This is a genomic window from Leuconostoc citreum (assembly GCF_007954785.1).
Lineage (GTDB): Bacteria > Bacillota > Bacilli > Lactobacillales > Lactobacillaceae > Leuconostoc > Leuconostoc citreum.
Map to the genome: position 1 here is coordinate 579692 of NZ_CP042410.1, position 18940 is coordinate 598631.

Here is an 18940-nt window from a genome sequence, read left to right on the forward strand (position 1 = left end):
AATTATTGCTATTGGAGGAGATGAGATGTATGAGTTTATGAAAGGTTTTAGTTTGAGGTCGGAAATTGTCATTCCGATTCTTTTAACTATATTTACTGTAATCGTTAAAATACTTTGGAATAAATTTATAGAAACGTCAGTAAAAAGAGCTGCGAAGAAACGACCAGAATTTCAAGAGTTTATTAGAAAAGTTGTCATAAAAGAACAGAATGGCAAAAATTTGTTTAGTCGTGATGCATTAGAATATTCACGCAATAATGTTATTAAATATGCCCGTTTCAAAGAAAAAATTGAAAAATCCGACATGATTTCCTTTGACGAAATTGATAATTGGAACGCGCATAGTGATAATAAAATCAGACAATTTTTTTATTATTTAACAATTACTAAAGATAAACGAAACAATTACATAAGCGCATAAGCGCTTTTTATTTTGCATTGAAAGGAGGTGCCGAGATGATATGGCCAGAGTAAAGATATGCCGTAGAACAAACTGTCATGTATCGATACCATACGAACAAGACAATCCATACTGTGAGATACACAAAGCAATGTATCGACCTAAGTCAGAGTTTAAACCTAAGTCATCTTATGAACGTAAGAGACAACAACGAGACTATAATGCTAACAAGCGTGATAAGGACGCCAATGAGTTCTACCATAACAAGACGTGGAAACATCTATCAGCAGGACTAAAGCAACAGGCAATGTTCACGTGTGAATGCTGTGGACGTACAAGCACAACCAAAGGTTACTTAGTTGTAGATCATACCATCCCCAGAAAGATAGATAAGCGTAAGCAGCTAGACAAACCAGCAACTGCTAAAGTTAATGAACTACAAAATTGACTACACAAAAGCCAACTGAATAGATTCTGGTCGGTTTTTGTGTAGTCATGAACTCTAAAATAAGTGAGATTTATTATACTTTTGTCAATGCTGTAAAATCAGTCAAACCAACGTTTAAGCAACAAAAAACCGCTCTACCAGTTATTCTGATAAAACGGTCAATATGCGTTGAGGGGGAGTCGAACCCTCGACCTGCCGGGTAGAAACCGGCTGCTCTATCCAGCTGAGCTACCAACGCAATGCAAAATATATCATACCATAGTCCGCTCAAAATTTAAAGATTTATACAACAGTTTTGAAAAAAAGATTTTCATAGTATACTATAGTTATTGTTAGTCTGGAGAAAAAATATGAGAAAAGCTTTCCTTGCCTTAGCGGCGGTAATCATTGCCTTGTTAGTGGCTTTAATTACATTTAATCAACAACCTAAATATGCTGATGTCTCGATGCCACAATCAGACTATCGGCATTTGAAGCAGTCGCGTGAAGATATTCAATCTTTTGTTCATGTGCTCAATCAATTTGACTATACTAAGCCAAAAACCATGACAGCCATTGAACAGCAGGCTGATCAAGTGATTAAGCATAACAGTAAAAATTTGAGTAACTCAGATGCACAAGCCTTAAGGGATGCTTTTTATGGATCGCAAGGGATTGTAACCATTGTCCAAACAGCTAAAAAGGGTCATTATAATATTGATGCGAGTGTTGCATCACGATTCCATGATCGTTTTGATACAATTATCATGATGTCAGTCAATGCGATTAATAAAAGTTCAGCTCAGCGTGCAGATATCGTGACTCAAATGAAAAAAGACTTAAATATTGAAGCTGATATTTACAAGATTGGCGCAAAGAATGAAGAATAGCACAGTCATTGTGCTTTTTTGCTTTTAGAAGGGAATCATGATGTCTGAAAAAAAAGATGCACGAATTATCAGAACAAAAAAGAATATTCAAGAAGCAGCCGTCATTTTAATGACGACACAACCTGATTTTTCGATTACAACGCTACTAGACAAAGCACAGACGACCCGCGGCACATTCTATAAATATTATCAAAATAAGCCTCACCTGATTGATGATGTCAACGATAATTTGTTATTGGAGCTCACGCAGCATATCCAAGGCCAGTTTCACGTGGTCAAAATGATTCGGGCAATCAGTGACCGAGCTGCATTTTATAATGCGGTCTTAAACTTAAACACAAATACTAGCTATTTCAACACACTAATGACACGTATGCGTTCGCAAGTAACTTTACAATTAGCAGGGGTTACTGATGATTATGAAAAACGTAAACTTATGTTTCAGTGGGAGGTCGTTATCGGTGGATTTTGGGCACTTATTGCTGCTTGGTTAGCAGATAATATGGATATTAATCAAACGATTTTATTACAGGAATTTACTGATATTTTACGTGTCAACACAACTGGTGCAACCCAAACTGGTTTATCATTATTTGACTTTTCTGAAGTCGTGTAGGAACTCGGTTCGTTTGTCTTGACGTGAGTTAATAAATTTGTTATGATTGAAAAGTTGTTAGCGAAGCTACAACCACTCGGAACAGGTAGAAGTACGTGTCGGACAAGGGCCGACCCGCCTGGGATGGTGAGTCTAAGTATAAGGAGAATCCAATAATGGCATACGCAATTATTGTAACAGGCGGCAAGCAATATAAAGTCGCTGAAGGTGACACAATCTTCGTTGAAAAGCTTGATGCTGCCGAAGGTGAAAAAGTTGTTTTTGACCAAGTTATCTTGGTAGACGGCAAAGTAGGTGCACCTTTCGTTGAAGGTGCTAAGGTTGCTGGTACTGTCGAAAAGCAAGGTAAGCAAAAGAAAGTTGTTACTTTCAAGTACAAGGCTAAGAAGAACATGCATTCTAAGCAAGGTCACCGCCAACCATATACACGCGTGAAGATTGATTCAATCGCGTAATCATTACTTGTAAAGGAGAAATAGACTTATGTTGATGAATCAAGAAAACTTGCAAATGTTCGCTCACCACAAAGGTGGCGGATCTTCAGCCAACGGTCGTGACTCAGCTGGACGTCGTTTGGGAACTAAGGTTGCCGACGGTCAAGCTTTGACAGCTGGCTCAATCATTTATCGCCAACGTGGCACACACATCTATCCTGGTGTGAATGTTAAAAAGGGTGGCGATGACACATTGTTTGCTTTGACAGATGGTGTTGTTAAGTTCGAACGTAAAGGTCGTGACAAGCGTCAAGTATCTGTTTACACACGTGAACAATACAACGATATCCTTGCTGCTGCAAAGTAAGCAAAAGTCATCAAAAAGCGCAATCATTTAATTGATTACGCTTTTTTTGTGCCAAAAATATGAGCAATTTTTGCTGATGAATAATGTGATATAATGAAAATATCGATTAAACAAAAAGGATAGACTAGTGAAGATGGCTAAATATTTTGAAGCACGTATTGCAAAGTTACAAAGATTATTAGAAAAACTTGAACTTGATGGTATGATTGTATATCAAGGTGCCAATACAAAATATTTAACGGGTTTTGATGGTGGGACAGGCGAAGGTGTCGTGGTAGTAAGTCGCACACAAGCATGTCTGATTACCGATGCACGTTATGAAGAAGATTATCGTCATCGTTTGTCTGAAAACGTCGATTTTAAAGTAACACGTGCCTATTATGAAGCTGCTGTCGAGACGGTTATTGCATTTGGCATTAAACAGCTGGCATTTGAAGCGACATTGCCGTACAACGTATATGATTTAATGGATCAGCTGCTGCCTGCAGATATTACATTTGATGCGTTGCCCGATGCAGTTGAAACATTGCGAGAAGTCAAAGATACAGTTGAATTAGAAGCATTGCGTTTGGCAGCAAAAGCATCCGTTCAAGCTTTTAATGGTCTGCTACAATTTATCAAAGTTGGCATGACAGAAAAACAAGTTGCTAATGAGTTGGATCGCCTGCAAAAACATTATGGTGCTGAAAAGGCTTCATTTGATACCATTGTGGCTTCAGGTTATCGTTCCGCGCTGCCTCATGGCGAGGCAACAGATAAAATCATTGAACTAGGCGATCTCGTTACCATTGATTTTGGCTATTATGTCAATGACTATACGTCAGATGTGACACGCACAATTGCGATGGGCACTATCAGTGATGAATTACGTGAAGTTTATGCTGTTGTTAAGCAAGCTAATGAAAACGCTATTGATATCGTTAAACCAGGTATTTCAGGCAGTGAGATTGATAGTGTTGCGCGAGAATACATTACAAATCACGGTTTTGGCGAATTCTATAATCATTCAACTGGGCATGGTGTTGGTCTTGATATACATGAAGGACCAGCTTTGAGTTCACGATCAAGTGATGAAATGCAATCGGGACATCTATTAACGATTGAACCAGGAATCTATTTGCCAGGTAAGGGTGGCGTCCGAATTGAGGACGATGTCATTGTCACGTCAGATGGTTACGAGAACTTGACAGAAGGTATTACGAAGTCGTTAGTTATTATTGAAGGTTAGTATGGCCACACAGAGGTTAGATTTTTTAGTATTTTATCGCGGTAATCTTGTTACCGGGTTTAATTATATTTATGCCAAGCGTCATGAAGGACATGCTTTTCTGCAATATGACGACAAATCACAAGAAGCAAAAGACATCCTTGATCCAAGGTTTGATTTCTATAATCCACACTTTAATGAAGCTGGAGAATCATTTAATTGGCGCTATAAGGAACCGTGGCTAGATATGACGGATAAATGGGATGATTTTGCTCCCGAAGTGTTAAGCTATATTAATACTTGGATGGGTGAATATCGTGGGCCTTCTTATCCAGACCCTAGTTTGAATGATGAATGGGGTGTACGCTTCAAGTTACCTAATCAACGCGAACAAATTATTTGGGGCTTAAATGCATTTCCAGCTAACTTGCAGGCGTTTGTGGCGTTTTTATCGGAATTTCGCGAATAAAGTGTCGCAGCTGCGGCACTTTTTTGTTATCGTCACGGTTGCTTCCACTTTAAATGAAAGGTGTTAGCTTATGGATTTTTATACATCGGATACGCATTTTTATCATCAAGATTTGTTGCTGAGCCAAATTTTTTCGCCAAGAAAGCAATTTTTGACTGTTGAGGATATGAATGAGACAATTATTGCTAACTGGAATAGCAAGGTCAAGCCAACAGATACTGTTTATCATCTTGGCGATATCAGTATGAAATTTACTAAGCCACCAAAGCTTATTATGTCAGAAACATTGGCCATTTTAAAGCGCTTGCACGGAAATTTTATCATTATCAAAGGAAACCATGATCAAACCGCACTTTTAAAGTTTTTAAAACAAAACAACGATATCACAGCTAACCAAAAACCAAAATTTACAATTCACGAAGTGGGCACCAGAGTTAAGTTTGCGCATTATGAAGTTTTTTTAACGCATTATCCATTGATTTTTGGTATGACAAAAAATCAAATCAACTTACATGGCCACATTCACAATTATGCAATGCCTCACCAAGAGAATATTAATGTCGGTATCGATTCACCCGAAATAGGTTATTTACCCAAAAATAGTGTGCCTTTTGGTGCACCACTCAGTCAAAACGAAGTAATCGAAATGATTCAAGCCAAGCGTCATCACATGCTGCGTAATCGCTAATATCATTTTATTGAAAGGAAGCTAATCAATGGCAACTGAGACCATCCATCTCTTACATACAAATGATATGCATTCGCACATAGAAAATTGGCCAAGAATTTTGCGTTTTTTATTGCAAAAAAAGCAAGCTTATCAGCAGAGTTATACGTTTGATATTGGTGATGCCATTGATCGACTGAATCCTTTGACTGATGCGACAATGGGACAGGCAAATGTACAACTCATGAATGGCGTACACTATGATGGTGTGACTATTGGTAATAATGAGGGACTTGTATTATCGCACGATGCCATGAATCATTTGTACGATCATGCCAATTTTGATGTTTTGTTAGCAAACTTGACGGAAATGCCAAAAGCTAATCAACCAACTTGGGCCAAACCTTATAAAATTGTGACCACGGATTTAGGCACTAAATTAGCAATTATTGGCATGACAGCGCCTTATGAATTGACTTATCCGTCACTTGATTGGCAACCACATGAAGTCGAAGACACACTGGATCAATTGTTGCCGAAGCTACAACCTATAACCGATGGTATTATTCTGTTATCACACCTAGGCTTGCCGACAGATGAAGCCATTGCCAAGAAATATGATATTGATGTGATTATTGGCGCACATACGCATCACTTATTAGAACATGGTAAACTGGTTAATGGGACGTTACTTGCTGGGGCTGGACGTTATGGTGAACATATTGGTGATATTACTTTAAAGCTCAACCAGCACAAAATTATTGAAAAAACAGCTATGACTGTGCCAACATATGAATTAGCCGAAGAATCAGGCGATTATGAGCTGATACGTAGCTGGTTAGCGTACGGGCGAGATGCCTTATCTGCACAAAAAGTTGCGGTATTACCCAGAAGTATTACTACTGATGAACAGGTCTATGATGGGTTGCGTGCGCTAAAACAATATTTTTCAGTCCCCGTGTCAATGCTATCTACTGGCATGTTTGTTGAAGACCTGCCAGAAGGTGAACTCAATCGATATGATTTATTGGAGAGTATGCCACATGCAATCAACCCGATGGTAATTACATTAACCGGCGCCGAAATTTACACCTTGTTTGCTGAAATAGATAAACAGCAGCAACGTTTGTCGAGTTTGGCACTGAAGGGAAGTGGATTTCGTGGCAAAATCTTTGGATATATGCGATTTGATGGTATTGATCGCCAACGTGACCATAAAATTTTATACTTAGGCCAAGAAATACAGCAGCAGCGCCATTATCAAATCGCTACTTTAGATCATTATAAATGGGTACCTTTTTTTCCAGTCATTCAAGATGTACCTGCCAAAATTTCGTTAGATATTTTGATGCGTGAGTTAATGGCAAATTATTACGAGAAAAAGTACAACGCACGCAAGTAAAGGAAGGGGAAGCGATGGATCGCGATACACTAAAAGAACGAACGCGCTTACAACAAGAAGAGCGTAAAAGCGCCTACAAGATTAACCAAGAGGCTAACGAAATTGAGATTGATAAGTTAACACTTGAGTTAGTTGAAAACTTCAAAAATGCTTTTGATGCTGACATGTTAGCTGTACGTTATACGCCACTTATGGCACAATATGATTATATTGTTGGCGATATTTCAGCTGATCAACTGCGTTTAAAAGGTTTTTATCAAAATGACAGAAACGTGTCAGAGCAACAAAAAATTATGACGCTACAAGACTATTTATATGAATATGTTAATTTTGGCGCACCTTATTTTGTTTTAGAAAACATTAATCCGCGGCCATTTAAGTCAGAAGGACGTGCCAAAAGTAACGCTCGGCCACGTAAAAATGCAAATAAACGGTCAGTTGATACGACTAATCATAAGCCACGTGCAAGTAAAGCAAAAGTAGGTGCAAAAGTTGCACAACCTAATCATAAAAAGAATGGAAAACGTGCCTTTATCATTAAACAAAAATAAACCTATCGATGACTTGATGGGTTTTTATTAATATAAAAAGCCGCAACCGAAGTTGCGACTTGATATAGCTCGTGAGAGAATCGAACTCTCGATTCCGCCGTGAAAGGGCAGCGTCTTAGCCACTTGACCAACGAGCCATGGTCAGTGTTGTTTATAGAACGAAACAACTATATTAGTGTATCAAGATTAAAAGTATCAGTCAAGTAAAAAGCAGGTGGCCACAATAGTGGGCACCTGCTTTTTATATTAATTAAGTGGGACGTCAACTGCCCAACCTTCTGGACCTTTTTCATCACCATATTGTATTGCTGTTAAACGGTCATAGAGCTTTTGTGTCCAAGGACCAACTTCAGTCTCTGAGTAGAATACGTGCTTGTTACCATTGTGCGTGATTGAACCTACAGGAGAAATCACAGCTGCAGTTCCCATAGCACCAGCTTCGGCAAACTGGTCTAAATCGTTGATTGAAATAGTTGTTTCTTCAGCGCGTAGGCCCAATTCTTCAGCTACGGCTAACAAAGAGTATTTTGTGACCGATGGTAAAATAGAAGGGGACTTAGGTGTTAAGAAACGACCATCTTTAGTAATACCAAAGAAGTTGGCAGAACCTAATTCTTCAATATTTTCATGTAAACGTGGGTCAAGATAAACAACATCTGAGTAACCAGCTGCATGGGCTTCATCACCAGCTAACATTGAAGCACCATAGTTACCACCAGCCTTAGCGGCACCAGTACCACCATGAGCAGCACGATCATACTCATTTGTGACATAAGCAGTTGGTGTCAGACCTCCCTTATAGTAAGCACCTACAGGTGTTGCATAGACTTCAAAGACATAGTTATCAGCTGGATGAACGCCGACTACGGGTCCACCACCAAACTCAAATGGACGTAGATACAATGTTGCACCTGTGCCATAAGGCGGAATAAACGCTTGGTTAGCTTTAGTAACTTCTTTCAACCCGCGTAAGAAAAGTTCTTCTGGTACAGGGGCCATCATCAAACGAGCGGCTGAATTTTGTAAACGTTTTGCATTACGATCAGGTCTAAAAAGGTTAGCACCGCCATCTTGACGCCGATAGACTTTAAGACCTTCAAAAATATTTTGACCGTAATGAAGACCAGTTGCGGCCTCATTAACAGGAATGTTTGAATCCGTTTCTAAGCTGCCTTCGCTCCATTTGCCATCTTTATAGTAGGCTCGAAAACGATAGGGCAAATCATGGTATTCAAACCCCAGTTCTTCCCAATTAAAATCTGAAGGTTGTGCTTTCTCTTGTGACATAATTACTCCTCTTTCTTACAAAATTATGATAATTATACTATAACGCTTTAATTAAAATTAAACAACGTCCAAATGTAAATCGTTTGCTTTTGTTTTACCGGCTTTTTTTAATAGGTAATACATAATTAAACTACTGATGACGGGCACAACAATGCCAAATACAGCCACTAACAGCAATCCACGTGGATTGCTAGATGCCAAAGCAATAGGTGCAATAAAGCCGTTTAGCCCTAAGCCAGCAATAGCAAATGGCACCTTGAGATTGAACACACCAACAGCTAGCATAGCTGAAAAACCAGCAATTAATGCTGGACCAAACATTAATAATGGACTTTTTAAAAGGTTGGGAAATTGAACTTTAGGTGTGACAATGGTTTGGGCAAAATTAGCCCCAAGGTTGTTTTGAGTCCAACCCATAGCGGTATAGACAACAAAGCCTGCAGTGGTACCAATTAAAGCGGCGCCACCTGATAAGGGGTCTAGCATGACTGCGATGGCTAAAGCAGCCGAAGATGCGGGCGTCATCAAGAATAAGAACCAGACGACCGATACAACAAAAGCACCGAGGAATGGATTAACTTTCATCGTCGAAGCGAGCGATTCGGACACCCAATTCAAGAATGGGGTTGTAACTGCAGCAGTACCGAGTCCAAAAATTGTACCTGCTAATGTTGCTGCAAATGGGACTAACATCATATCTAGCGGGGTTTTACCGGTGAGCCAATTACCGACAAAAACAGCAAGCAAAGCCGCAAGCACTGCTGAAACAGGTTGCCCAGATGTCATAATGAGTGAACCTGCTGCCTGATCAGCTATCCAGCCAGTAGCAGTATGCGTTGCTGGTGAACTGGCTGTAGTAAAATAAACAGCATTAGAACCTACGGTTGCTGCGATGAGTGCGGCGCCTGTGGTCAAAATATTGGCTCGCATCATGATGGCAATACCGACACCGAGTGCAGGGGCTAACATTTTTTGACCCATCAGACCAGCCTGAACGAGTGGTGTGATGTGCAATAAATTGCCTAGCGATGCCATTAAAAGTCCCATGCCTAATACAGCCAAAATAGCATTAGAAATCCCTGTTGATACATCAAAGACCACATCTCTGACGGTACGTGGTTGTTTCTTTTTGTCCAGTAATGTAGACTTTTCTTTTACTGGGGTTGATGAGTTAACTGTTGCGTCCATAATAAATTCCTCCTAAAATAGCCACTGCTTATCTCATTAGACTGTGTTTGAGATAAGACTTAAGTATAAAAACGAAAAGAAAAAAAGCGCTAGTTGCATACTAGCGCTTTTTAAAAATGATGCACAGAGCAGTCATTCTTACGCCAGTCGATAGATGACACCTCGACTGGTAGCAAAAACAGACCAGCGAAATGTCAGATAATAATGACGACGTTGATCTTAATAATGCTTGTGAAGTTGTAAGAACGATTCTGAGTCATTTTTTCAAGTCCTTTAAGTTGATTTTTTTATTATGACATGAAGAAAATTAAATGTCAAATTTTTAATTTAATTCTCATGAAATAAAGTTTGTTGTCCGAGTAAATATAGTTTAATATAATCTATAAGATACACTAGGAGGTAGAATCATGTTACTTTTATCAGTGAAAGCTTTAACGTCGGAAAATTATGAGTTATTGTCTTCTTATGGGATTGATGTTGTCACACCTGACACGATAACAGCTAATCAAATTGCTGATATCATGATTAGTTACGGCTGGGATAACGCGATTGGTGAGAAAATATTAGCCGATCCTAATGCTAAATTAAAGTGGATCCAAGCGCAGTCAGCGGGCGTTGATTATTTGCCGTTGTCTTTACTTAAAGCACGAGGAATCACGGTCACCAATGCCAGTGGTCTGAAAGCACTACCAATTGCACAAACAGTGCTAAGTTATATACTTTACTTTGCACGTGGCTTAAATGTTTATGCCACGCGTAAACACTGGGAACCGTTTACGAATCAGTACCTAATTAATGAGTTGCCGGTATTGATTTTTGGTACAGGGCGTATTGGTAAACAAATTGCATCACATATTAAGGCTTTTGGTGGCACGGTATACGGTGTAAATACATCTGGTCGAGCAGTACCCGGTTTCGATGCCGTCTACCCAATTTCTAATTATCAGGCAGGCTTAGCAAAAGCTCGTGTTGTTGTTGATGGTTTGCCAGGTACGGCAGATACAGCCGATTTTTTTGACACTCGTTTTTTTGAACAAGTCAACCAACTATTTTTATTTATTAACATTGGTCGTGGGACGACATTGGATCAAGATGCCTTGTTATCGGCAATCGATGATTCTCGCGTTAAATTTGCTGCATTGGATGTCACAACACCAGAACCATTACCAAAAAACCATCCCCTATTTGAGCGTCATCAGATTTTGTTAACTCAGCATACAAGTTGGGGGGAACATGTCAATGCTGGTCGTACTGGCGGATTATTTAGACTATTTGAACAAAATTTAACATCGTTTGTTAACGATGGCTCGTTTAAGCAAAATGTTGTTAATCTTGATAAGGGTTACTGAAACAAAAGCCAAGATAATATGATCTTGGCTTTTCTTATGCCTATAAATTCTTTACGTTTATTTACGTATTCATCACAACTATAAGGTTATTTTTTTGACATGCTATTGATAGGATGAAGTCATGGGTAAAGGTAGGAATAATAATGATTGAATTACAACATATCAAAAAGCACTACACAGAACAAGATGAAGCAGTGATAAAAGATGTTACTGTATCTATTACGCCGGGTGAATTTTTTGTCATGGTTGGGCCTTCGGGTTCAGGAAAATCTACAATTCTTAGAATGATTGCTGGATTGGAAAGCATTACAGGTGGCGAATTATTGATTGATGGTGAACGAATGAATGATTTACCACCAAAATCAAGGCATTTATCAATGGTATTTCAAAATTATGCACTCTATCCCAACATGACGGTCTCTGAAAATATCGTTTTTGGTTTAAAATCACGCAAAGTTGATCGGGCGACGCAATTTCAGCGGTTGTCTGATGCTTTAACAATGGTTGATTTGACTGATTTTTCGTCACGGTACCCACGTGAATTATCGGGTGGGCAACGACAACGTGTTGCTTTGGCGAGAAGTATCGTTTCAGGCGCGGACATTATTTTAATGGACGAGCCACTCTCTAACCTTGATGCGCAATTACGTGAAAGTATGCGTTATGAAATAAAAGCATTGCAACGCAAGTTGGGAATAACAGTGATTTACGTGACCCATGATCAAACCGAGGCGATGACAATGGGTGATCGCGTGATGATTTTGAATGATGGAATCGTGCAGCAAATTGGGACGCCGATACAGCTCTATCAGGTACCTGAAAATACTTTTGTTGCTAAGTTTTTTGGCACACCAAAAATGAATGTGATTCCTGGTGTCACAGATTGGCAAAACCACGGGGTCGCAATTAATACACCTTTTGATCCAGATGCCTTGGTTGGAATCAGGCCACAAGCAGCCCACGTAAATCAAGAAAATAAAGATGATTTGGCAATATCATTATGGCTCGCCAGTATGACCTATATTGGTTCGGATACATTGCTCTTTGGTACAATTAATAATCGCGATGAAACGGTACAATTTAAAATCAAAGGTATGGCAAACTTGTCACCACAGCAATATGTGACAATTTATGTGTCGCGTGAGGACCTATATTACTTTGATTTAGCAGGACAAGCGTTAGCTACTGTGGGGGTGTAACATGGATCATGCTTTTTCTTCAGCAAATCATGCAGTTGTGAAACATACGCAACTGCAGCAAAAGCTAAAGACACATTTAGCGGCTATGGGATTTATAGCACCATCAGCTATTTTTCTCGGTGTTTTTGTTTTTTATCCGCTAGTTAAAACTGTTTATTACAGTATGTTTTTAACCAATGCTTTAGGGCAGCCGGTTAAATTTATTGGCTTGTCAAATTACGGCACACTATTACAAGATAAGTTTTTTATGAAAAGCTTGCTGACAACGTTTATTTTCGTCTTTATGGTGACATTGTTAACAACAGTGAGTGCTTTGGCTTTAGCCATGGTGACAAGCAAACACTTAAAAGGCACGACGTTATTTCGGACATTTTTTGCTTCAACGATGGGCGTTTCTGTTTCAGTGGCCTCCGTGCTTTGGCTATTTATTTTTCAACCCACAACAGGTGTTTCTGACATTGTGTTAAATCTATTGCATTTACCACCGATTCATTGGTTAACTGATAACACTTGGTCTTTGTTTGCAGTGATTTTAACCGTAGTTTGGATGAATTTAGGCTTTTCATTTTTGGCACTGACTGGTGCTTTAGAAAATGTTGCCACACCATTATATGAAGTAGCTGACATTGAAGGGGTGACAACGTGGCATAAATTTTATCACATTACATTACCGCAAATTAGCCCGACATTATTCTTTGTGGGCACGGTTACAATGATTAATGCCTTCCAAACCTTTGGGCAAGTTGACTTATTGACTAAAGGGGGACCAAATAATAGTACCAATTTAATTGTGTACCAAATATATAAAGTTGCCTTTGTTAACCTTAACGTTGGTAAAGCATCAACCGAATCAATTGTTTTGGCGCTTTTAATTGCGCTGGTAACGATTGCACAATTTAAATTGACTGAAAAGCGGGTAATGTATCAATGATTATAACAAGCAATGAAAAGATATGGCGTTATGTACTGATGATAGGTTTATCTTTGGTATTATTAATCCCCTTAATTGTTGGCGTATGGGTGTCATTGTTACCAAACAATGCTATTTTAACGGGTCATTATTTTACGAGTCAATTCACAATTGACAACTATATACAAGCAATAACTGCAACACCTATTTTACGATATCTACTGAACTCGCTGCTAGTTTCAGCTATAGTAATGGTTGGTCAAGTTGTTTTCTCAGTATTAGCAGCTTATGCCTTTGTTTTTATTCCGTTCAAAGGGAAGCAAATTATATTTTATGCTTTCATTGGAACGATGATGTTACCATTTGAATCACAACTCATTCCAAACTTTCAAACACTACGTTGGTTGGGTATTTTGAACAATTATGCCGCCTTAGCAATTCCTTTCTTTGCTTCAGCATTTGGTACGTTTTTATTACGTCAAACTTTCATGCAAGTGCCATTGGCGCTTAGAGAATCAGCAGCAATTGAAGGGGTTGGGCACTTTCGATTCTTATATCATGCAGTGATACCTTACGCTAAAACAAGTTTGTTTACTTTAGCAGCTTATTCGTTCTTGACCACTTGGAATATGTATTTATGGCCCTTGATTACAAGTTATAGTGACAATGTTCGCACAGCCCAAATTGGGTTACGACAGTTACAAGCCACAGAAGCTGTTAATGCTTGGGGACTAATTATGGCAAGTGCTATTTTGATTATGGTGCCTAGTCTCGTAGTTTTACTGCTCTCGCAGAGAGCGTTTAAATCTGGTTTGCTTGATGGGGCGGTAAAGTAGTCATGAAGAAAAAGTATGTTATGAGTTTAATAGCTATTGTGTTGATGATTAGTATCGTGCTGCTTGGCATGAGCCGATTGTCAAGACCAGTTAGTGCAAATCAACGCACGACAATTGTTTTTTGGCATTCGATGGGTGGTAAACCAGCCGATGCGCTTAAAAAATTAGTTGCGACATATAACGCATCACAAATAAAGTACACAGTCGTGCCACAATATCAGGGTGCCTATACTGAATCACTGCCAAAATATATTAACGTCGCTAATTCATCCGCAGCACCAGCAATTGTACAAGCACAAGAAATTGCAACCAGCACGATGTTGTCAACTAAAAGTACAGAACCAGTCAGTCGCTTACTAGATTCTCAAGTCATTAATCAAATTGAGGATAATATTGCGCGCTACTACACTGTTGATAATCAATTGCAATCATTACCATTTAATTCATCCACACCGGTTTTGTATTATAATAAGAGTCTAGTCGAAAAATTAGGATTAAAACCTTTGCCCGAAGATCCTAGTTATCAGGATGTTTTAAATTTGGCGCAAGCGATAACGGAAAAAACAAATCATCAAACTAAGGGCATGACGATTGAAGCTTATGGGTGGCTTTTCGAAGAATTAACAGCAAACCAGAATCAGTTGCTAGCGAACCATGATAATGGCCGTGAATCTGGTCAATATGCAACAAAAATTAATATTAATACCCCAGCTGCTCGACGTCTGATGACCTTTATGAAACAAGCAATTCAAGATAAATCTTTTGTGAGTTATGGTTCTGGTGATATTGCCGAGGCTAATCAACAAACGGCATTCTTAGCTGGTAAGTTGGGGATGTTCATGCAATCATCAGCTTCTACCGGTGACTTACAAGCTAATGCAAAATTTAAGTTAGGGGTAACTTATGTCCCACATGCAGATGATATCGCACGTAATGGCCTAACATTGGGTGGCGCTTCCTTGTGGGTGAATAAGCATCAAACAACCGCTACTAAAGAAGGTGTGACTGATTTTCTAAAATTTATGTCATCAGCCCAATCACAGGCACAGTGGCAGCTGGCCACAGGTTATCTAGCGGTCAATAAGAACGCAAAAGCGTTACCACAAGTAACATCAGCGATTGCTAAAGACCCTAACTTGGGTGTTGCTACAAAACAGCTAGAAACCAGTAAAAAGAATTCAGTAACTGCTGGGCCACTTGTGCCAATATTACCCATTGAACGTACGAATGTTGAGACGACAATGCAATCGATTGTCAATGGCGCTGATATTGAAAAAAGTTTACAGACTGCTGAAGATGCGACAAATAAAGCATTGGCATCCTATAATTCGGCAAATCACATGCAGAAATGAGAGAAAAATTTATGATAAAAATTGCACATCGTGGCGTCTCAGCGCAAGCGCCAGAAAATACGCGTGCAGCCTTTGAAAAAATGTTACCTTTGGACATTACTTGGTTAGAAACTGATATTGACATCACATCGGACGGTCAGCTGGTTCTTATTCATGATGCTAGCGTGAATAGAACATCGAATGGCAATGGCAAAGTCAATCGTAACACCTTACAAGGCCTCCAAAAACTCGATTTTGGCGAGTGGTTTAGTCCAGTTTACCAAGGACAACAGATTGTCACGTTAGATTGGTTAATTGACTTTGTTAATCTGCATCAACTCAATGTCAACTTTGAATTAAAAACGGATGTGCAAGGGGAACAACAGAACTTTTATTTAATGCGAATTCATAAAGCCTTTCTGCGATTAAATCCAAATTGTCAGATTATTGTTTCAAGCTTCAATGTGCCACTGTTAAAAAAATTTCACGCGCTAATGCCAAAAGTTGCCACGGGATTACTAGTAGATGGGCCAATTACTGATAGCCATCTTGAACAGGCACAAGCTGTTGATGCAGCCTATATTCATCCGGATGTCTCATTTTTAACGCAAGAACAGGCCAGAATACTAATGAACAAAGGTTTTAAATTAAATGTTTGGACAGTTAATGATCCAAAAACAATGGCAAGATTAAACGAATGGGGAATTAATGCTGCCTTTACAGATTTCCCCGCAGGCGTAACGGTTTAAACAACCGTTTTTTTTGTGGTTAAATTATGATTTTTTGCATACATTTTTGTTGGCGACATGTGCTAAAATAGGTTTCAGAGAAAATGTCGGAGGGGACATCTTGGATAAATCTGTAGATAAGCGCATTGAAGCGCGTTATAAGAACGTTATTAGGCATTTAGATAGGACGTGGCATATTTTAGATGATACGCGTGTGCCATTGTTGAAAAACGTTTTATCATGGTTAGCACACCCCGACCGAGACTTAAAAATAATTCATGTGGCAGGGACCAATGGTAAGAGTTCAACTGTTGCGATGATGACGGCCATTTTTCAAGCTAATGGGTATACTTGTGGTCATTTTTCAAGTCCTTCAATTCTTTCTGAACGTGAGCAGATAGGAATTAATAATACGTTAATTACGCCAAAAGACTTTTTGCGTTATTACGATGAAGTTGTCAAATGTCTCAAGCAACACGGTTTGAATTTTGATCAATTAACTTATTTTGAATATTTTACGCTTATTTCATTATTGTATTTTAAGGCCGAACACGTTGATTTTGTTATGTTTGAGGCTGGATTGGGTGGCTTACGTGATGCGACTAATGCCATCGATGCGCCATTGATGGCAGTATTTACTAAAATTAGTTTAGATCATCAAAATATTATCGGTCGTAATTTAACGGAAATTGCCGAAGATGAATCCGCCATTATTAAAAAAGGCACAGTTGTCATTAATTACGCCGGACAGGATATGACGGTTAGTCGTGTTTTGAAGCAACGGACGGTAACAGTTGGTGCAACGTTGTTCGAACATACTCCTGATCAAATTATTATTGCCAATACCACCCCAGCTGGCATGGATTTAATTATTAACGGACAATCAGGTTATTTTTTGAGTATGTCAGGCGCATTTCAGGCACATAATTTTAGTATTGTGTTGCAAATTAAAGCAGCGCTAATGACCATGGGGTATGATTTTACACCTGAAAAATCACGTGATGGTTTGGCCAATGTTTCAATGTTGGGCCGTATGAACTATCATGCAGATTCAAATATTCTTTTTGATGCTGCACATAATGTTGATGGTATGAATGGTTTGGTTTCGGCGTTGAATGCTTGGCACTTAAAAATTAAGCCGACACTTATTCTAGGTGTTTTAAAAGACAAAGATTATCATGAAATGTTAGATATTATTGTGCCAGTGGTGCAACGTGTGATTACTGTGACACCGAATAACAAAACGCGCGCTTTGCATGCTGAAGAGCTAGCAGCCGAGATTATTGCTAGTTATCCCAATGTTGATGTTGAGATTGCTAGCGATGCGACAGCTGCCATTTCACTGGCTATGCGTGTTCGTGAATCGTCTCAAGCTTTAATTGTTGTTACCGGTTCGTTTTACACGCTGAGTGCACTACAAAAAGATAGTCGTATTTAATGTGTGAAGATAAATGATCTCCGTGAACTTTGGCCTAATCAGATGACAGCACCATCTAAAATATGATATGATGGAATTTACTTACATTATACAAGGAGATGTCGCATGACGCTTAGTACCCAACAAGATTCATTTTGGGATGAGATTGTAAAACAAACACAAGCCAAAAACACAACATCTGATAAACAACCATTTTTTAGTTTAGCACCAATGGAAGCTGTCACGGATACTATTTTCCGTCGAGTAGTAGCACAAGCTGGGCCACCAGATGTTTACTATACTGAATTTACGAATGCCAGTTCAATGGTGCATCCAAAAGCCAAGTTTTCAGTTCAAGGGCGACTTGCTGTTGCTGAAAATGAGGCACAACCGGTAGCCCAAATTTGGGGTTCACGACCAGAAGATATCGCGGGTGCTGCAAAAATACTACCAACCATGGGATATCGTGCTGTTGATATTAATATGGGTTGCCCTGATGCAACCGTGATTAAAAATGGGGCTGGTTCAGATTTGATTCGTCATGATGATTTAGCTGAAAAAATCATTTCAGCTGCGAAGACATCAGGGTTACCCGTTTCAGTTAAAACACGATTGGGTTTCTATCATGCCGAAGAATTTCGTGATTGGTTACCCATTATTTTACGTCAAAATGTGGCAGTCTTAACTGTCCATCTCCGTTCACGAAAAGAAATGTCCAAAGCACCAGCGCATGTTGAGTATATTGATGAGATACTGGCTATGCGGGATAAGTTGGCTCCAAAAACACTCATTCAAATTAATGGTGATATCAAAACACGGGCAGAGGGCCTAGCTTTGGCTAAGATACATCCAGGCATTGATGGGATTATGATTGGTCGTGGTATTTTTGAAAATCCTTATGCTTTTGAGAAAATTCCTAGGCAGCACACACTAGAAGAATCAATCGCTTTATTGAAGCGACAACTTGATTTGTTTGACGATGTCAACGCTAATGTGACATCCAAGCATTTTGAAGCCCTGAAACGGTATTTTAAAATATATCTTCGTGGATTTGCTCATGCGTCGTCACTACGTCAATTATTGATGGAGACGCATTCAACGACAGAAGTACGTCAGATTTTGACACGTGAATTAGCAAGAGTCTACGAAGCCGTTGCATCTGATCAACATATTTATCGTGACAACGCCGCAGCGATTGCTGACATGGCGATGGCAACAGCTGAGAAGCATCACAGCGCAGCTGACCATAAAAACAATAGTTAATA

At 39.2% G+C, this 18940-nt stretch carries 21 protein-coding genes, 2 tRNA genes and 1 other annotated feature; of the genes, 19 read left to right on the forward strand and 4 right to left on the reverse strand.

Annotation, left to right across the window (positions count from 1 at the left end):
* Positions 1–25 precede the first annotated feature (25 nt).
* A complete protein-coding gene (locus FGL72_RS02855; protein WP_146992583.1) occupies positions 26–421 on the forward strand; it encodes a hypothetical protein in 396 nt (131 codons plus the stop codon).
* Positions 422–551: 130 nt separating this feature from the next.
* The gene (locus FGL72_RS02860) at positions 552–848 is read left to right on the forward strand and encodes a hypothetical protein (protein WP_243130154.1); all 297 of its coding nucleotides are present in this window, start codon (positions 552–554) and stop codon (positions 846–848) included.
* A 164-nt stretch (positions 849–1012) separates the two neighbouring features.
* Here FGL72_RS02860 and FGL72_RS02865 read toward each other — a convergent pair.
* Positions 1013–1086: transfer RNA gene (locus FGL72_RS02865), tRNA-Arg, on the reverse strand.
* 112 nt (positions 1087–1198) lie between these two features.
* Here FGL72_RS02865 and FGL72_RS02870 point away from each other — a divergent pair.
* The 9 genes from FGL72_RS02870 to FGL72_RS02910 all read left to right on the forward strand — a co-directional run bounded on the left by FGL72_RS02870 (position 1199) and on the right by FGL72_RS02910 (position 7430).
* Entirely contained in the window at positions 1199–1717 is a 519-nt protein-coding gene (locus FGL72_RS02870; protein ID WP_004900835.1) for a hypothetical protein, read from the forward strand.
* 40 nt (positions 1718–1757) lie between these two features.
* Positions 1758–2333, forward strand: coding sequence for a TetR/AcrR family transcriptional regulator (locus FGL72_RS02875; RefSeq protein WP_040177008.1), 576 nt, complete (start codon positions 1758–1760; stop codon positions 2331–2333).
* Positions 2334–2393: 60 nt separating this feature from the next.
* Positions 2394–2477, forward strand: a sequence feature (ribosomal protein L21 leader region).
* Positions 2478–2488: 11 nt separating this feature from the next.
* Entirely contained in the window at positions 2489–2788 is a 300-nt protein-coding gene (gene rplU, locus FGL72_RS02880; RefSeq protein ID WP_004900831.1) for a 50S ribosomal protein L21, read from the forward strand.
* A gap of 28 nt (positions 2789–2816) precedes the next feature.
* On the forward strand, positions 2817–3134 hold the full coding sequence (gene rpmA / locus FGL72_RS02885; RefSeq protein ID WP_004900829.1) for a 50S ribosomal protein L27: 318 nt from the start codon (positions 2817–2819) through the stop codon (positions 3132–3134).
* A 133-nt stretch (positions 3135–3267) separates the two neighbouring features.
* Positions 3268–4362 carry an aminopeptidase P family protein gene (locus tag FGL72_RS02890; protein WP_146992585.1) on the forward strand — a complete coding sequence of 365 codons (1095 nt, stop codon included), beginning with the start codon at positions 3268–3270 and terminating at the stop codon, positions 4360–4362.
* A gap of 1 nt (position 4363) precedes the next feature.
* On the forward strand, positions 4364–4810 hold the full coding sequence (locus tag FGL72_RS02895) for a hypothetical protein (RefSeq protein WP_146992587.1): 447 nt from the start codon (positions 4364–4366) through the stop codon (positions 4808–4810).
* Positions 4811–4880: 70 nt separating this feature from the next.
* Entirely contained in the window at positions 4881–5498 is a 618-nt protein-coding gene (locus tag FGL72_RS02900; protein WP_004907607.1) for a metallophosphoesterase family protein, read from the forward strand.
* A gap of 28 nt (positions 5499–5526) precedes the next feature.
* Positions 5527–6879 carry a bifunctional metallophosphatase/5'-nucleotidase gene (locus tag FGL72_RS02905; protein WP_146992589.1) on the forward strand — a complete coding sequence of 451 codons (1353 nt, stop codon included), beginning with the start codon at positions 5527–5529 and terminating at the stop codon, positions 6877–6879.
* Positions 6880–6893: 14 nt separating this feature from the next.
* Positions 6894–7430, forward strand: coding sequence for a YutD family protein (locus FGL72_RS02910; protein WP_040177006.1), 537 nt, complete (start codon positions 6894–6896; stop codon positions 7428–7430).
* A gap of 65 nt (positions 7431–7495) precedes the next feature.
* Here the strand turns inward: FGL72_RS02910 and FGL72_RS02915 are convergent.
* The 3 genes from FGL72_RS02915 to FGL72_RS02925 form a co-directional block, all read right to left on the reverse strand.
* Positions 7496–7567 (reverse strand) — tRNA-Glu (locus FGL72_RS02915).
* Between the two features lie 109 nt (positions 7568–7676).
* Positions 7677–8717, reverse strand: coding sequence for a branched-chain amino acid aminotransferase (locus FGL72_RS02920; RefSeq protein ID WP_004900813.1), 1041 nt, complete (start codon positions 8715–8717; stop codon positions 7677–7679).
* A 57-nt stretch (positions 8718–8774) separates the two neighbouring features.
* Complete coding sequence (locus FGL72_RS02925) at positions 8775–9905, reverse strand: PTS sugar transporter subunit IIC (RefSeq protein ID WP_146992591.1); 1131 nt, start codon at positions 9903–9905, stop codon at positions 8775–8777.
* A gap of 407 nt (positions 9906–10312) precedes the next feature.
* Here FGL72_RS02925 and FGL72_RS02930 point away from each other — a divergent pair, with 407 nt between their 5' ends.
* The 8 genes from FGL72_RS02930 (at position 10313) to FGL72_RS02965 (ending at position 18938) form a co-directional block, all read left to right on the forward strand.
* Positions 10313–11254, forward strand: a complete 942-nt coding sequence (locus FGL72_RS02930; RefSeq protein ID WP_004900806.1) for an NAD(P)-dependent oxidoreductase — start codon at positions 10313–10315, stop codon at positions 11252–11254.
* A 143-nt stretch (positions 11255–11397) separates the two neighbouring features.
* Positions 11398–12453, forward strand: coding sequence for an ABC transporter ATP-binding protein (locus FGL72_RS02935; protein ID WP_146992593.1), 1056 nt, complete (start codon positions 11398–11400; stop codon positions 12451–12453).
* 1 nt (position 12454) lies between these two features.
* Positions 12455–13384, forward strand: a complete 930-nt coding sequence (locus FGL72_RS02940) for a carbohydrate ABC transporter permease (RefSeq protein WP_146992596.1) — start codon at positions 12455–12457, stop codon at positions 13382–13384.
* Complete coding sequence (locus FGL72_RS02945) at positions 13381–14199, forward strand: carbohydrate ABC transporter permease (RefSeq protein WP_146992598.1); 819 nt, start codon at positions 13381–13383, stop codon at positions 14197–14199. Before FGL72_RS02940 ends, FGL72_RS02945 begins: the two co-directional genes overlap by 4 nt.
* Positions 14200–14201: 2 nt before the next feature.
* The gene (locus FGL72_RS02950) at positions 14202–15551 is read left to right on the forward strand and encodes an ABC transporter substrate-binding protein (RefSeq protein WP_146992601.1); all 1350 of its coding nucleotides are present in this window, start codon (positions 14202–14204) and stop codon (positions 15549–15551) included.
* Entirely contained in the window at positions 15548–16279 is a 732-nt protein-coding gene (locus FGL72_RS02955; protein WP_004904637.1) for a glycerophosphoryl diester phosphodiesterase, read from the forward strand. Before FGL72_RS02950 ends, FGL72_RS02955 begins: the two co-directional genes overlap by 4 nt.
* 100 nt (positions 16280–16379) lie before the next feature.
* The gene (locus FGL72_RS02960; RefSeq protein ID WP_004904635.1) at positions 16380–17696 is read left to right on the forward strand and encodes a bifunctional folylpolyglutamate synthase/dihydrofolate synthase; all 1317 of its coding nucleotides are present in this window, start codon (positions 16380–16382) and stop codon (positions 17694–17696) included.
* Positions 17697–17801: 105 nt separating this feature from the next.
* Positions 17802–18938 (forward strand): tRNA dihydrouridine synthase, encoded by a 1137-nt coding sequence (locus tag FGL72_RS02965; protein ID WP_146992603.1) that lies wholly within the window; start codon positions 17802–17804, stop codon positions 18936–18938.
* Positions 18939–18940: the final 2 nt, after the last annotated feature.

Coding starts and splice junctions, on each gene's coding strand:
- FGL72_RS02855 (WP_146992583.1), top strand. CDS start 26: ATGTATGAGTTTATGAAAGGTTTTAGTTTGAGGTCGGAAATTGTCATT.
- FGL72_RS02860 (WP_243130154.1), top strand. CDS start 552: ATGTATCGACCTAAGTCAGAGTTTAAACCTAAGTCATCTTATGAACGT.
- FGL72_RS02870 (WP_004900835.1), top strand. CDS start 1,199: ATGAGAAAAGCTTTCCTTGCCTTAGCGGCGGTAATCATTGCCTTGTTA.
- FGL72_RS02875 (WP_040177008.1), top strand. CDS start 1,758: ATGTCTGAAAAAAAAGATGCACGAATTATCAGAACAAAAAAGAATATT.
- rplU (WP_004900831.1), top strand. CDS start 2,489: ATGGCATACGCAATTATTGTAACAGGCGGCAAGCAATATAAAGTCGCT.
- rpmA (WP_004900829.1), top strand. CDS start 2,817: ATGTTGATGAATCAAGAAAACTTGCAAATGTTCGCTCACCACAAAGGT.
- FGL72_RS02890 (WP_146992585.1), top strand. CDS start 3,268: ATGGCTAAATATTTTGAAGCACGTATTGCAAAGTTACAAAGATTATTA.
- FGL72_RS02895 (WP_146992587.1), top strand. CDS start 4,364: ATGGCCACACAGAGGTTAGATTTTTTAGTATTTTATCGCGGTAATCTT.
- FGL72_RS02900 (WP_004907607.1), top strand. CDS start 4,881: ATGGATTTTTATACATCGGATACGCATTTTTATCATCAAGATTTGTTG.
- FGL72_RS02905 (WP_146992589.1), top strand. CDS start 5,527: ATGGCAACTGAGACCATCCATCTCTTACATACAAATGATATGCATTCG.
- FGL72_RS02910 (WP_040177006.1), top strand. CDS start 6,894: ATGGATCGCGATACACTAAAAGAACGAACGCGCTTACAACAAGAAGAG.
- FGL72_RS02920 (WP_004900813.1), bottom strand. CDS start 8,717: ATGTCACAAGAGAAAGCACAACCTTCAGATTTTAATTGGGAAGAACTG.
- FGL72_RS02925 (WP_146992591.1), bottom strand. CDS start 9,905: ATGGACGCAACAGTTAACTCATCAACCCCAGTAAAAGAAAAGTCTACA.
- FGL72_RS02930 (WP_004900806.1), top strand. CDS start 10,313: ATGTTACTTTTATCAGTGAAAGCTTTAACGTCGGAAAATTATGAGTTA.
- FGL72_RS02935 (WP_146992593.1), top strand. CDS start 11,398: ATGATTGAATTACAACATATCAAAAAGCACTACACAGAACAAGATGAA.
- FGL72_RS02940 (WP_146992596.1), top strand. CDS start 12,455: ATGGATCATGCTTTTTCTTCAGCAAATCATGCAGTTGTGAAACATACG.
- FGL72_RS02945 (WP_146992598.1), top strand. CDS start 13,381: ATGATTATAACAAGCAATGAAAAGATATGGCGTTATGTACTGATGATA.
- FGL72_RS02950 (WP_146992601.1), top strand. CDS start 14,202: ATGAAGAAAAAGTATGTTATGAGTTTAATAGCTATTGTGTTGATGATT.
- FGL72_RS02955 (WP_004904637.1), top strand. CDS start 15,548: ATGAGAGAAAAATTTATGATAAAAATTGCACATCGTGGCGTCTCAGCG.
- FGL72_RS02965 (WP_146992603.1), top strand. CDS start 17,802: ATGACGCTTAGTACCCAACAAGATTCATTTTGGGATGAGATTGTAAAA.